Genomic DNA, 13,500 nt, shown 5'->3' with positions numbered 1-13,500 from the left:
GTCTCCAGAAAAAGATTCCAGTAATCGCACATGATCTCCACCCCCGGCATTAGCTTGCCGCCGCCGGGGCGAAACATGAGTGGTAAGTTTTAGGGTCGGCTCATGTTTCTAACGGGAATTACTGTTCGTTGTAGCCCTGTGAACGAATGAAATTCACATTGTCCCGCCAGTTTTCCTTGACCTTCACCCATGTTTCCAGATAGACCTTGGTACCCATGAACTTTTCGATATCCTGCCGGGCCAGCGTGCTGATGCGCTTGAGCATATCCCCGTGCTTGCCGATGATGATGCCCTTGTGGCTGGCCTTTTCGCAGTAGATGGTCACGTCCAGGTCGATGATGCCGGAGTCCTCCCGCTCGGTGAAGCGGGTCACCTCCACCGCCGTGCCGTGGGGGATCTCCTTATCCAGACACAGCAGCATTTTCTCCCGGATGATCTCGGCGCAGACCTGCTGATCCGGCTGGTCGGTGGTCATGCCGTCGGGGAACAGCTGCGGCCCCTCCACGGCGTACCGCTGCATCTGGGCCAGCAGCTCCTCCAGACCGTCGCCGGTGCGGGCGGAGATGGGAATGATGGCGTCGAAATCCGGGTAGACCTCGCTGTATGCGGCGATGACCGCCAGCAGATCGTCCTTGCGCTCCACGGTGTCGATCTTGTTGATGCACAGTACGCAGGGCAGCTTCTCCTCCCGGATGCGCTGGAGAAGGATCTTCTCCGGCTCTCCCACGTGGGGGATGGGCTCCACCAGCAGCAGGGCGGCCTCCACACTGGCCAGACTCTCCCGCACCACCTTCACCATGTAGTCCCCCAGCCGGGAGCGGGCCTTGTGCAGGCCCGGCGTATCCAGCAGGATGAACTGGGTGTCGCCCCGGTTCACCACGCCGTAGATGCGGTTTCTGGTGGTCTGGGGCTTGTTGGAGACGATGGCGATCTTCTCACCCACCAGGGCGTTGGTGAGACTGGACTTGCCCACGTTGGGCCGTCCGCACACGGTGAGCATAGCGGTTTTGGTGATGTTGTTTTTCTCGTTCATAAGGTGATCCTCAGCTTTCTGTGAGCAATTTTGTTATGTTACTTTTGATGGTAGTGTAAACTGGTAAGTGACAGAGTTCTGCCAGCGTTCCTCGTTTGTCAGGTCCTCCCCGATCACCTCGCCGCCCATGCGCTCATAGAAGCTTCGGGCATTGAAATTTTCCGGAACACAGTGGCAGATGAAGGCGGTGGCATGGTGCTCCCGGCAATATGCACTCATGAAATCGAAGGCTTGCCGACCGATTCCCTGTCGCTGGTATTCAGAGACAATATAAAGGGATTGCAGGGTGATCACGTCGGCTTTATTTATCGTCAGATAACCGATATTTTGCCGACCCTTTCGGATAAGGTACACCGAATATGCCGGGTGATGGACCCTCAGCAGTTCCATTTCCCTGTGCCGGTCCCAGTCAAATTCATCTATCATGGAATCGGGTAGATGCCTCGGTATGTGGTGCTCCAGATCCTTTGCCGCAGGCCGATGATAGACGGTACGTCCTCTTCGGTTGCCTCGACAAACAGCTTATCCTCGGCCATAATGCAGCTCCTTCCGCAATTTCCGGTGATCCTCAGCTTTCTGTGAGCAATTTTGAATAGGGACAGGGAGAAATTACCTTCTCGCTTCATTCATCCAGCAGCTGCATGGTGTCATACCGCACGCCGCAGGCCGTGCAGGCCCAGTTGCAGCTGCTTTTCTTGGTTTTCTTGTGGAAATAGTCCAGCGGCCCGCCGCACGGGGGACAGGGCTGCGCCTTCTCCTGTCAGAGACTTTTCGAAAAGGACACAGCGTCCGCCCGGCACTCCGGCCGGAGCTTGGCCAGAGCGGCCTTTCTCACCGCTCCAGCCCCAGCAGGGCCATGATGGCCTCCTCTCTGGCTCGCATCTGGGCCTTCATAGGCCCTTCGTCCAGATGGTCGTAGCCCAGCAGATGCAGCACCGAGTGGGTTACCAGATAGGAGAGTTCCCGCCGCTTGGAGTGACCGTACTCCCTGGCCTGCGCCGCCACCCGCTCCATGGAGAGCACCATGTCCCCCAGCGGGATAAGGCCCGTGCCGGGGTCGGCGTCCTCCGGGCCGGGCAGCTGGCCGGGGGTCAGTTCAAACTCCGGGAAGCTGAGGACGTCCGTGGGCCGGTCCACCTGCCGCATCTCCCGGTTGATCTCGTGGATGCCGTCGTCATCCGTCAGGAGCACGTCCACCTCGCAGGGGGCCGTGAGTCCCTCCGCCGCCAGCGCTGTGCGGATGGTCCGGCGGATCAGGGCGCAGTTGGCGTCGTTGGCGGCGCCGGGTACGTCGGCGGTGATGGGGATATAGTGTGTCTTTCTCATTTGCGCTTCTCCTCGAATCGGGCGTAGGCCTCGATGATCCGCTGCACCATCACATGGCGCACCACGTCCTGCTGGGTCAGCTGGCAGATGCTGACGCCCTCCACGCCCTTCAGGATCTTCATGGCGTCCTTCAGGCCGCTGGGCTTGTCCCCCGGCAGGTCGATCTGGGTGATGTCGCCGGTGATGACCATTTTGGAGCCGAAGCCCATGCGGGTCAGGAACATCTTCATCTGCTCCCGGCTGGTGTTCTGGGCCTCGTCCAGAATGATGAAGCTGTCATCCAGCGTCCGGCCACGCATATAGGCCAGCGGGGCCACCTCGATGTTGCCACGCTCCAGATATTTCTGGTACGTCTCTGCCCCCAGCATATCGAACAGGGCGTCATATAGAGGCCGGAGGTAGGGGTCCACCTTGCTCTGGAGGTCGCCGGGCAGGAAGCCCAGCCGCTCTCCGGCCTCCACGGCGGGGCGGGTCAGGATGATGCGGTTGACCTGCTTGGCCCGGAAGGCCGCCACGGCCGCCGCCACCGCTAGATACGTCTTGCCGGTGCCGGCGGGCCCCACCCCGATGGTGACGGGGCTGTGGAGCACCGCCTGCACATACTGCTTCTGGCCGATGGTCTTGGGCTTGACGGGCCGGCCTTTGGAGGTGATGCAGATCACGTCCTGCGTCAGCTCCCCGATGCGCTCGGACTGGCCGCTGCGGCACAGACCGATGACGTAGCGGACGTGCTGCTCGGTAATGGACTCCCCTTTGCCGGAGAGGGTCAGCAGCGCCTCCACTGCCTTGGCAGCCATCATCACCTCCTCTGGCTCCCCGGAGATCCGCAGCTCCCCGTCACGGTTCACCACCGTCACATGGAATTCCGCCTCCAGAAGCCGGATATTTTCATCAAACGAGCCGAACAGATTGATGGCCTCTTCCATTCGCTCGATGCTCACACGCTGTTCCATACGGGACAAGCCCCCTTATCTCTGTGTAGTCTCCGTTTCCGGCAGTGTCACGGTCTGGCCGATCTGCTCCAGACACTCCGCCTTCAGCACCACCGTCAGCCGGTCCCCCTGCCGCACAGCGGCGAAGCGGGTGTCGGTGACGGTGCTGCCCTCCGGCAGCCGGGCCGACAGCAGGGCCAGCAGCTGCTGCTCTCCCTCCTGACGGGCGCTCTGCTCCGTGCGCTCTGCGGCGGCGCCCTCCCATGCGGTGATGCGCTCCCGCACCAGCGTCAGAGGCAGGCGAAGCCCTCCGGGCAGGGTGAACGGTTTATAATATGTTATTTTATCACAATCCACCCCGGTGATGCTACCCTTTCCGTAGAATTTTATCCGGTGTTTTCCGATATCCAGCGCCCAGCGGCTGTGGCTGCGGCTTCCGGCGGCGGGCTGCGTGATCTGCAGCGGTACGCTGACCGACAGCTCATACCACGTTCTGGCCCACACGGCCCCCATGCTGTGGACAAACCGTGCGCCGATATGTTCTGTTTCTGACACTCCGGAGATCAGCAGTTGTCCCTCCGTGACGGTGGTCCCCGGCAGTACCATGGCCTGCCCCTCCAGCGCCTCCACCTTGGTGATAAGGCCCGCCCTCCGGGCCACGATGTTGGTGACGGCGCTCCGATCTGCCGCCTCCGGCGGACGGTGCCGCTCCACCACCTGCACATGGGCCACGCAGCCCCGGACGTTCACCGCCAGCCACGATACCTCCGGCAGGGCCAGCAGCACATGGTTGCGCATGGTCTCCTGATCGATGTGCAGACCCGGCGACCCCACGGTGATGCCGTAGTCCTCCAGCGCCCGGAGAATGGTTTCCGTGGGGACGGTGTCGTTGCCGCTGACCTGAAAGTCCCAGATGACGAGGTTGCCGCCGAACATCAGCACCAGCGCCAGCACCGCTCCGGCCAGCAGCACGTACCGCCGGCGCAGACGCCGCCAGAACACCGGTACGCCGCCGCTGCGGCACAGGTGCAGGCTGCCGCCGGCGTCCTCCGCCGCCTGCCGCAGACGGGGCAGATCTCGCCCCACGGCCCGCAGGGTCAGGCACACCGGCGACTCCCATGTCAGCTCCCAGAAGGGGATGCCCCGTGCGCCGCAGAGGTTCAGCACCCGCTCCGGGCAGCCGCACTCGATCCGCACCAGCACCTGCCCCTGTAAAAAATGGACGATCTGACGATACATGGCCCCTCCTATGTCAGCAGCTCAATGGCGGTGATGGTGCCGCTGATCCGCAGCTCCCGGTCCGTCATGGCCAGCAGCTGCAGCTCCCGGCCTGTGATCCGCACCGTCATGTTTGCGGCGGCGATGTCGATGACCTCCGTGCTGTACCGCAGTACGCCCCGGTGCTGCTCCATATAGAACTGGCGGTCCCCCACCAGCTCCATGCGGCCCACCCCCGCCGCCAGCTCCCCTGGCAGATCCAGCCGGTCCATGACCTCCAGACCGGCACGAGCCAGCCGCTTTTTGTCTCCCATGAGGCATCCCTCCCACGGTGGACTGTATGCGTACCGCCGGAAAAACTTGCCTGTCCGTGGCATGGACCTCTGCCCGCCGTCATAAGCTGGCAGGGTAAAGGGAGGTGAGGGAGCATGGGCTTGGCACTGGGACTGCTGGCGGTCATGGCGGGGCTGCTGGCAGCATCGGATGTGGCGGCGCAGGCGGTGCGGGAGGGACTGGCCCTCTGCGGCGGATCGGTGATCCCGGCACTGTTTCCCTTCCTCGTGGTGTCCCGGCTGTTTGTGGCCACCGGTAGTGCAGCGGCGCTGGGGCGGCTGCTGGCCCCCTTGACCCGCCGGATGCTGGGGATCTCCGGCCCCGGCGGTACGGCAGTGCTGCTGGGCTTGCTGGGAGGCTATCCGGTGGGCGCCCAGACGGCGGGAGAGCTGGTCCGCACCGGAGCCATCTCCCGGCAGGAGGGGCAGCGGCTGCTGCTGTTCTGTAACAACTGCGGCCCGGCCTTTGCCTTGGGTGTGGCGGGAGTGGGCTGCTTCGGCAGTCTCCGGGCCGGGGTATGGCTTTGGCTGATCCATGTGTCGGCCGCCGTGCTGACGGCTCTGCTGACCCGTCACACCTCGTCCCCGGAGGGACGGACTTCGCCGTCTGCGCCGCAGGCTCTGGGTTCCGCTTTTCCGGGGGCCGTCCGGGGAGCGGGGGAGGGGATGCTCCACGTCTGCGGCTTCGTGGTGTTCTTTCTGGTGCTGACCCGGCTGCTGACGGCCCTGACGGGGCTGGAGCACCCCTTTCCGCTGGGACTACTGGAGCTTACCGGCGGCATCCTGCGGCTCTCCGGCACACGGGGGGATTTCGTGCTGGCGGCGGCACTGATGGGCTGGGGCGGCGTGTGCGTCCACTGTCAGACGGCGGCGGTGCTGGAGGGGAGTGGACTCCACATGAGGGGCTATCTGCCGGCAAAGGCAGCGCAGGCGGTTCTATCAGCGGCATTGGCTGTTCCCATAAGCCGCTGGGTGCGGTAAAGGGTTGCTGCTTTCCCCTATGGCGGACAAAAAATGGCACCCGCATTAGACATGAGCGGTTAACGAAGTTTTTATGCAGAATACGGTGCAGTCTCTGAAAAGGGGCTGCACCGTGTTCTGCTTTATGCAGAAAATTTGAACTGCTGCGGGTTTTGGCGGATCTCCCCCATTGCTGACAGCATCTCTTTTCCCGTAGGGACAGAGAATAGCCCAATGGCTGTGAAGTAAATGTCCCCCTTAACCTTCTTGGTTTCCTTATCCTTGCTGTGAACCTCGATGCGCCGAATCAGCGCATTAGCAATCTCCGGCGTAAGCTGTCGAATGTCCGTATAATCCCGCAGCGCTTTCATCAGCAGCCTCAAATCCACCTTGGTTTGCTCCGCATCCAACAGATTTTTCTTGCCGTCAGCTACGAGCTTCAGCAGATCCTTCTGCTCCTTTTCGTAGTTGGCGGTCATTGAGTAATGGAAGAAGCCAGCGTTTGCGGAAAAGTCACAATTTACGGAGGCAAAGCTTCAAATCCCACTTGCCTTTTTGTTCTTGTTATGATATTATTGGTATACATACTAAAACGTTTGAGGGGAGGTGATGGATTTGCGGAGAGACAGCAGCGAGACGAAGCGGAAAATACTGACCGTGTGCGTCCGTCTCTTTTTGGAACAGGGGTATAAAAACACCTCTGTCAGTCAGATCGTGGACGAAGCGGGCGTAGCAAGGGGAAGCTATTTGAATCTGTTTCCCACCAAGGATAAAATTTTGCTGGACTTGACCGAAACGATGTTCGGCGGACAGTTCGGCATGGCAAGAAGCATTACAGACACCAAGCTGCCGCCGGTTTACGCTTATGCGTTGGAAACGGCGATCCAGCTGACCCTGACCGAACTGAACGAGAACCTGCGGGAAATTTACATTGAAGCCTACTCCCTGCCTGAAACATCGGAGTATATCTACCTGCATACCACGGCAGAGCTGAAGCAGATCTTCAGCGCAAATTTCCCGGATTACAGCGACAGCGACTTTTACGAGATGGAAATCGGCACGGCAGGACTGATGCGCAATTATATGGCACGAAAATGCGACATCCATTTCCCGTTGGAACGCAAGCTCAGCCGCTTTTTGACGGCGGCGATGCGGGTGTACCGGGTGCCGGAGGACGAGCTGGAGCAGACAGTTCGCTTCGTCGAGCGTCTGGACATCCGCTCGATTGCCGAGCGCGTGATGCATGCCTTGTTCCAAACGCTGGCGATGCACTACGATTTTTCACTGCAGGAAATGGAAGCCCCCTTGATTTCAGAAACGGAGGAAACCACATGAAAAAGCGACTGTTCGCCATTTTGCTGACGCTCTGCCTGCTCGCACAGCTCTTCCCGCTCACGGCAAGCGCGGTTCGCCTTGATTGGCCGCATCCGTCTGCGCATTGCGTCTGCGGAGGAGGAATCAGCAATCATCAGGCCATGAACGGACACACGGCCTATGAAGGGGTCTACTTCACCAAGGACGGGAAGGAAAATACCTCCGGCGATATTTCAAAAATGAACGTGATCCGATCGGAAGCAGACCTTCTGGAGATCAACCATAAAGCAGCGAACAACAAGGGAAAAACGTTCTACTATTACCTTGCCAATGATGTCACCCTCACGAAACGAATCCATGCTTGGGAGGGCTGCACGTTTGTGATCTGTTTGCATGGCCATACCCTTACCTGCAATGTACCGGGTGCACAAAGCGCCTTCCTTGTGATGAATAATGCGCGTCTGGTATTTACGGATTGCCAGCTCTCCGGCGACCGCGGCCTCATCACCGGCGACAGCTGCGCCGCTGTTTCTGCTGACGAAACTGCCACCTTTGAGCTTTACGGCGTGAGCATCTGCATGACCAGCTCGGAAACGGACGGCATCCGCGATATTTACAACGACCCGGTTTGCGGCATTTATAACTGCGGTACGTTCAATATGTACGGCGGCTGCTACTATCAAAAAAGCTCCGACTATCCCACGGATCGCCCGGTCATCAGCAACATCCGCAACACCAAGTACGGCCCCGGTGTAATTAACAGAGGAACCTTCAATATGTATGACGGCATCATCTCCGGCAATGAGCGGAACGGTGTGATGTCCACCATCACCCGGTCAGATGATACCATCAACCTCTACGGCGGCACCATCACCGGCAATACCGGTGCGGGGATTTCGGCCACCCACTGGCCCATGCCCTCCATTGCGACAAGCGACTATTATACCAATGTCAACCTCTACGGCGGTACGATCTCGGAAAATACCGGTGCGGGCATCGACGCAGCCTACGGCAGAGTGACAATGGCGCAGCAGAGCAGCGCCATTCCCGTCGAAATCAAGAACAACAAGGGCGGCGCGATCTCGCTGACGCGGGACGGCTCGACCGCCAACCTCGGCACCGGCCTGATTACCGGCAACTCCGGCGGCAAGGGCGCGGTCGCACTGAGTGCAGGCTCCCTGACCCTTACCGGCGACGTGAAGATCACCGGAAACTCCGGCGCAAATCTCTATCTTGCCAGTGGAAAAACCGTCACGCTCGACAAGCTCGGCAGCGGTGCGCAGATCGGCGTTACTACCGAGAGCACGGCAGTCCCCGTGGTGTTCGCCGAGGCCAACGGCACGGATTACGCCAGCCGCTTTACCCCGGACAGCGCGGGCTACAGCATCGGCTATAACGCCGCGCAGCAGCTCCAGCTGCAAACCATGACCTATCCCGTGACCTACGCCCCCGGCGCAAACGGCACGGGCGACAGCAAGACGGTGAACAAGGAGCACGACAGCGCTCTGGAGCTGGAGGGTGCGCTCTTTACCCGCCTCGGCTACACGCAGGTCGGCTGGTCGAAGGCCGACGGCGGCGAGAAGGACTATTCCCTGAATGCGATTTATGAGCAAAACGAGGCGCTTACGCTCTACCCCGTCTGGGAGGAGCGCAGCGACTATACCGTCCGTATCGTCAACCAGGACGGCTCGACGGTCACGGACTTTGAGAACGTCAAATGGACGGATGAAATTTGGAAGCTCCTGACGCCAAGGCCGACAAGAGAAAATGATGAAAGGCTGCAAGCACTGCTGATCGGCAATAGGAGAGTCATGGGCGGAGAAACCTACGGCGACTTTGCTACGGGCGGCGAGGACAGCCTTACCTTCATTGCTTTTTGGAGCGGCGTTTTCATTGATTACAGCACCATTTCCGTGGGCGATTCCCAGTGGACCGGCTTCCGCTCCGAAGGTACGGAACACTTCTTCAACGAAGATCAGACCGTACAGATCAATACCGCCCATCCGGAGGAACTGTCGTATTTTGAGTACGCCGTCGGCGATCAGTTCTACTCGAATGGCCTAGCTGCGGACGTCCTTTTCAGCAGCGGGCACGATCACTATCCTTATACCGGCGCCTTCAATACGGCATCTCTGAATCTGGAGGAGGGAAAGCCCTATGTGATCTATGCACAGTTGGGGACGAAGCTCCTTGCTCGCTACGGCGTTGTATGCACGGAGAAAATCATCATCGACAAGACCGCCCCGGCGATCACCGGTGCGAAAAACGGCGATGTTTTCTGTGGCGAGGGCAACAAGACCCTCACCGTGACCGACCTGTATCTGGACACCGTGACCGTCAACGGTAAGCCCGTGACCCCCAACGAACAGGGTCAGATCACCCTCACCGATGCGAGAACCCCGCAGACCGTCGTCGCCACAGACAAGGCAGGCAATTCCACGACGCTCACCGTGACCGTCCATTCGTCCCATTCCTACAAATGGCAGACGGAGAACGGCCAGTATTGGGGCGACTGCGAATTCTGCGGCGACAAGGTCGAAAAGACGAACGTTCCCTCCCTGACCATCACCGCACCGGATGCCGTCTGCCGCACGCAGGACTTCAAATTCTCTTTCAACCTGCCGGAGGGCTGCACGAATCCCGCCTACAGCTATGAGTTCACCTTCTCGGGCGACGGCGGACCCATCACCCCGGTCGACGGCCTCTGCACGGGGACGATCCCTGCCGCTTCCTACATAGCGGGAGAAACCGGCTTCCGCTTTATCGCCTCTGTCACGACGGCGGAGGGCTACCGCTTCAGCGTTTCCAAGGATATCACCATCCGTGAGCACTCCGGCGGCACGGCGACCTGCACGGAGCAGGCCATCTGCGACCACTGCGGTCAGTCCTACGGCGCACTGGCGGCGCACAGCTTCACGGCAGAAACCGCCGAGGAGCAGTATCTGAAATCCGCTGCGACCTGCACCGAAAAGGCGGTGTATTACAAGTCCTGCGCCGTCTGCGGTACCAGCTCCAAGGGAACCGCCGACGAGGCGACCTTCACGTCCGGAAAGCCGCTCGGCCATGACTGGGGTGCGTGGATGCCCGACGGGGAGGGTACACACAAGTGCGTCTGCACCCACGATGCCCGCCATGTCGAAATGGCCGGCTGCACCTACGGCGACTGGAACACAAACCAGGACAGTCACTGGAAGACCTGCACCGTCTGCGGCGGAGAGACTGAGCGGCTCAACCACGCCGACCCGGACTGCAACCATTTCTGCGACACCTGCGGCATCAAAATGACCGAGCACGACTTCACGGGAGAACTTGCGATCACGGCGCTTCTGTACAAGGAAGCAAACTGCCTCTCTCCCGCACTCTATTACAAATCCTGCAAGATCTGTATGCTGTCCTCCAAGGGGACAGCCGACGAGGCGACCTTTGCAAGCGGGGACAAGAATCCGAACCGTCACGCCGAATATCCGGGCGCTTGGCAGACCGATGCCGACAGCCACTGGAGATTCTACACCTGCTGCCAGTTGGAGGTGGATCGCGGCGCACATCAGGGCGGCACGGCCGACTGCCTTGCCCCGGCGCTCTGCGAGGTCTGCCAGCACTCCTACGGCGAGCTTGGCCCGCACCATTTCGTCGATCAGGTGAACGAATACCGGCTGAAGTCCGCCGCCACCTGCACAAGCCCGGCGGTATATTATCAGTCCTGCTCCACCTGCGGCGCACAGGGCACGGAAACCTTTACCAATGGCAAGCCGCTCGGCCATGACTATGGCGCTTGGACATCCAACGAAGACGGCACCCATACCCGCATCTGCAAGCACGATGCCTCGCACACCGAGACTAATAACTGCCACGGCGGCACGGCAGACTGCACGCACAAGGCTGTCTGTACGGTCTGCGGCGGCGAATACGGCGAGATGGCGGCACATAGCTTCACTGCCGAAAAAGCAGAGGCGCAGTATTTGAAGTCTGCTGCAACCTGTACCGAAAAGGCGATCTACTACAAGTCCTGCGCAGCCTGCGGCCTGAGCTCCAAGGGCACGGCGGATGAGGCGACTTTCTTCTCCGGCAATGCGCTCGGCCACGACTGGGGCGCTTGGACGCAGAACAGCGATGAAAAGACCCACACCCGAATCTGTAAGCGTGACACCAGCCATACGGAAACCGAGAATTGCACCGGCGGCACGGCGACCTGCACGCACAAGGCTGTCTGTACGGTCTGCGGCGGCGAATACGGCGAGCTTGATCCGAAGAACCACACCAACTTAAAGCACTTCCCGGCAAAGGCGGCGACCAAGACTGCCGAGGGCAATATCGAATACTGGTATTGCTCCGGTTGCAAGAAGTATTACAAGGACGCTACGGCAACACAGGAAATCAAGCAGGCCGATACCGTAACGGCAAAGCTGTCCGGCGGCACCGTCAAACCCGGCGCCGACAAGTCTCCGCAGACGGGAGATAACTCCAATCTTTTGTTGTGGATTGCCCTGCTGTTTGTCAGCGGCGGTGCAGCCATTGGCACAACGGTTGTCAGCAGGAAGAAAAAGTACAACAGATAATTGAATAGCGTTCCCTTGCTCCATCTTCCGAGCAAGACAAAAGCGTCGTAGTAATACGGCGCTTTTTTGTTACCCGGAAGCGACAAACAGCGGCGCTTGAATGACGGACGATAAGGATACCGCCGTCAAAACAAAGCCGCTCATATCGAAAGAAAACGCCCAGAATCGCCCCGAAACCATACAGCGGGGTCAGGTTTTGGGCGTTTCTGCGTTTCGGGAGCAAATCGGCAATTAGGCAAGGATTGCACTTCACCTTACTCCTACACATTTTCGTATTATTCCAATAATGTACCATGTAAAAATCGCTATTTTTGTATGCTCTATTGACAAAAGCGAAGATTAAGAATATATTATATTTTAGTAACATGGGTGGTGAATTGAGGAAAGGTCACTGCGGCGGGAATTATGTGTGAATACTTTTCAATTTTCTGTCACAGTATGATGCCGCCTCCTGTCCACTGTCCAAATTTGAAAGGGGTATAGATATGAAAGCACGTATGTCACGCAAATTTTTCTGTCTTCTGCTGACAGTAGTGATGGTATGCACACTACTGCCAATCATTGCGCTGGCGGCTGAACCAAGCGGTAGCATTGAGAGTGCTGGTATTACCCATGCTGGCGGCTACTTGAAAAATGCTGTTTCCGTTGAACTGAAAGACGTTACCTTCGCTGAGAGCGTTGCGGTTAAACTATACAGCGGCGATACTCTGCTGACCACGGCTACCTTGCAGGGAGTAAATCCCGGCAGCCATGGTTTCCTGACCTGCTGCATCGCAACCGAGACTGCTGACGAGTACTGGTCACTGACCCCCTGGACTCCCAAGGACGATGTTGTCCCCGACAAGGCTGTCCTGGTTGTCGATGGCCGCGAGCTGGCTGAAAAGACCTTCACGCTTGATGCCGATGAGTGGGCAGCCCTGCCCGGCACGGTGCTCCCCTGCAGCATCGAGCGCGCCGCCATCACTCATGATAACGGAATCCTGAAAAACGCTGTGTCTGTTGATCTGAAGAATGTTAACTTTGAGTCCAGCGTACAGGTGCAGCTGTACAGTGATGAGACCCTGCTGACCACTGCCACCTTGCAGGGAGTAACTCCCGGCAGCTATGATTTCCTGACCTGCTGCATCGCTACCGAGACTGCTGACGAGTACTGGTCACTGACCCCCTGGACTCCCAAAGATAATATTGTTCCCAACAAAGCTGTCCTGTTTGTCGATGGACACGAGGAGGATACGAAGACCTTCACGCTTGATGCCGATGAATGGGCAGCCCTGCCCGGCACTGTGTTCCCCTATAGCGGCAGCATCGAGCGCGCCGGCATGACTCATGATAACGGAGTCCTGAAAAACGCTGTGTCTGTTGATCTGAAGAATGTTAACTTTGAGTCCAGCGTAAGGGTGCAGCTGTACAGTGGTGAGACCCTGCTGACCACGGCTACGTTGAATACTGATAAGCTGGGAGCTGGTTCGTATTCTTACCTGACCTGCTGCATCGCAACCGAGACTGCTGACGAGTACTGGTCACTGACCCCCTGGACTCCCAAAGATGATGTTGTCCCCAATAAAGTCGTGCTGTTTGTGGATGACAACGAAATGGACACTATGGAATTCACTCTGGATGCTGCAGAGTGGAAAGCCCTGCCCGGCACGGTGCTCCCCTCCAGCAACGTGACCAACGGCACCACCAGCAATAATGACAAGCTGGACAATGTCCCCCAGACCGGTGACACAAGCAACTTTGCTTTGTGGATTGCCCTGTTGTTCGTCAGCGGCGGTGCAGCCATTGGTACAACGGTTGTCAGCAAAAAGAAAACGTATAACAAGTAAGAG

At 58.8% G+C, this 13,500-nt stretch carries 11 protein-coding genes; 4 read left to right on the top strand and 7 right to left on the bottom strand.

Annotated features, from left to right (window positions below; translation table 11 throughout):
• Positions 1–118: 118 nt before the first annotated feature.
• From era to KJS28_RS08660, 6 genes are all read right to left on the bottom strand, one after another.
• Positions 119–1,033 carry a GTPase Era gene (era, locus tag KJS28_RS08685; protein ID WP_213540589.1) on the bottom strand — a complete coding sequence of 305 codons (915 nt, stop codon included), beginning with the start codon at positions 1,031–1,033 and terminating at the stop codon, positions 119–121.
• A 33-nt stretch (positions 1,034–1,066) separates the two neighbouring features.
• A complete protein-coding gene (locus KJS28_RS08680; protein WP_267873536.1) occupies positions 1,067–1,459 on the bottom strand; it encodes a GNAT family N-acetyltransferase in 393 nt (130 codons plus the stop codon).
• Positions 1,460–1,864: 405 nt separating this feature from the next.
• Positions 1,865–2,359, bottom strand: a complete 495-nt coding sequence (ybeY, locus tag KJS28_RS08675) for an rRNA maturation RNase YbeY (RefSeq protein WP_021858701.1) — start codon at positions 2,357–2,359, stop codon at positions 1,865–1,867.
• Positions 2,356–3,312: a PhoH family protein gene (locus KJS28_RS08670; RefSeq protein WP_021858702.1), complete on the bottom strand. Its 957-nt coding sequence runs from the start codon at positions 3,310–3,312 to the stop codon at positions 2,356–2,358. The genes ybeY and KJS28_RS08670 overlap by 4 nt, the downstream gene beginning before the upstream one ends.
• A gap of 15 nt (positions 3,313–3,327) precedes the next feature.
• Entirely contained in the window at positions 3,328–4,530 is a 1,203-nt protein-coding gene (locus tag KJS28_RS08665; RefSeq protein WP_213540587.1) for a sporulation protein YqfD, read from the bottom strand.
• 8 nt (positions 4,531–4,538) lie between these two features.
• The gene (locus tag KJS28_RS08660) at positions 4,539–4,823 is read right to left on the bottom strand and encodes a YabP/YqfC family sporulation protein (protein WP_228298363.1); all 285 of its coding nucleotides are present in this window, start codon (positions 4,821–4,823) and stop codon (positions 4,539–4,541) included.
• A 114-nt stretch (positions 4,824–4,937) separates the two neighbouring features.
• Here KJS28_RS08660 and KJS28_RS08655 point away from each other — a divergent pair, with 114 nt between their 5' ends.
• On the top strand, positions 4,938–5,822 hold the full coding sequence (locus KJS28_RS08655) for a nucleoside recognition domain-containing protein (protein WP_213540586.1): 885 nt from the start codon (positions 4,938–4,940) through the stop codon (positions 5,820–5,822).
• 122 nt (positions 5,823–5,944) lie between these two features.
• On the opposite strand, the gene KJS28_RS08650 is transcribed toward KJS28_RS08655, so the two are convergent.
• Positions 5,945–6,280: a DUF4368 domain-containing protein gene (locus KJS28_RS08650; RefSeq protein WP_213540585.1), complete on the bottom strand. Its 336-nt coding sequence runs from the start codon at positions 6,278–6,280 to the stop codon at positions 5,945–5,947.
• 130 nt (positions 6,281–6,410) lie between these two features.
• Here KJS28_RS08650 and KJS28_RS08645 point away from each other — a divergent pair, with 130 nt between their 5' ends.
• The 3 genes from KJS28_RS08645 (at position 6,411) to KJS28_RS08635 (ending at position 13,497) form a co-directional block, all read left to right on the top strand.
• Positions 6,411–7,136: a TetR/AcrR family transcriptional regulator gene (locus KJS28_RS08645; RefSeq protein WP_213540584.1), complete on the top strand. Its 726-nt coding sequence runs from the start codon at positions 6,411–6,413 to the stop codon at positions 7,134–7,136.
• Positions 7,133–11,671: a hypothetical protein gene (locus KJS28_RS12495; protein ID WP_228298362.1), complete on the top strand. Its 4,539-nt coding sequence runs from the start codon at positions 7,133–7,135 to the stop codon at positions 11,669–11,671. The genes KJS28_RS08645 and KJS28_RS12495 overlap by 4 nt, the downstream gene beginning before the upstream one ends.
• 485 nt (positions 11,672–12,156) lie before the next feature.
• Positions 12,157–13,497, top strand: a complete 1,341-nt coding sequence (locus KJS28_RS08635; protein WP_213540583.1) for a hypothetical protein — start codon at positions 12,157–12,159, stop codon at positions 13,495–13,497.
• Positions 13,498–13,500 lie beyond the last annotated feature (3 nt).

The organism is Vescimonas coprocola (assembly GCF_018408575.1).
GTDB lineage: Bacteria > Bacillota > Clostridia > Oscillospirales > Oscillospiraceae > Vescimonas > Vescimonas coprocola.
This window is presented reverse-complemented; position numbering and strand designations above follow the sequence as displayed.

Excerpts from the sequence above, each read along its gene's own strand:
- KJS28_RS08680 (WP_267873536.1), bottom strand. The coding sequence starts at position 1,459 with ATGATAGATGAATTTGACTGGGACCGGCACAGGGAAATGGAACTGCTG.
- KJS28_RS08660 (WP_228298363.1), bottom strand. The coding sequence starts at position 4,823 with ATGGGAGACAAAAAGCGGCTGGCTCGTGCCGGTCTGGAGGTCATGGAC.
- KJS28_RS12495 (WP_228298362.1), top strand. The coding sequence starts at position 7,133 with ATGAAAAAGCGACTGTTCGCCATTTTGCTGACGCTCTGCCTGCTCGCA.
- KJS28_RS08650 (WP_213540585.1), bottom strand. The coding sequence starts at position 6,280 with ATGACCGCCAACTACGAAAAGGAGCAGAAGGATCTGCTGAAGCTCGTA.
- KJS28_RS08665 (WP_213540587.1), bottom strand. The coding sequence starts at position 4,530 with ATGTATCGTCAGATCGTCCATTTTTTACAGGGGCAGGTGCTGGTGCGG.
- ybeY (WP_021858701.1), bottom strand. The coding sequence starts at position 2,359 with ATGAGAAAGACACACTATATCCCCATCACCGCCGACGTACCCGGCGCC.
- KJS28_RS08670 (WP_021858702.1), bottom strand. The coding sequence starts at position 3,312 with ATGGAACAGCGTGTGAGCATCGAGCGAATGGAAGAGGCCATCAATCTG.
- KJS28_RS08635 (WP_213540583.1), top strand. The coding sequence starts at position 12,157 with ATGAAAGCACGTATGTCACGCAAATTTTTCTGTCTTCTGCTGACAGTA.
- KJS28_RS08655 (WP_213540586.1), top strand. The coding sequence starts at position 4,938 with ATGGGCTTGGCACTGGGACTGCTGGCGGTCATGGCGGGGCTGCTGGCA.
- KJS28_RS08645 (WP_213540584.1), top strand. The coding sequence starts at position 6,411 with ATGGATTTGCGGAGAGACAGCAGCGAGACGAAGCGGAAAATACTGACC.
- era (WP_213540589.1), bottom strand. The coding sequence starts at position 1,033 with ATGAACGAGAAAAACAACATCACCAAAACCGCTATGCTCACCGTGTGC.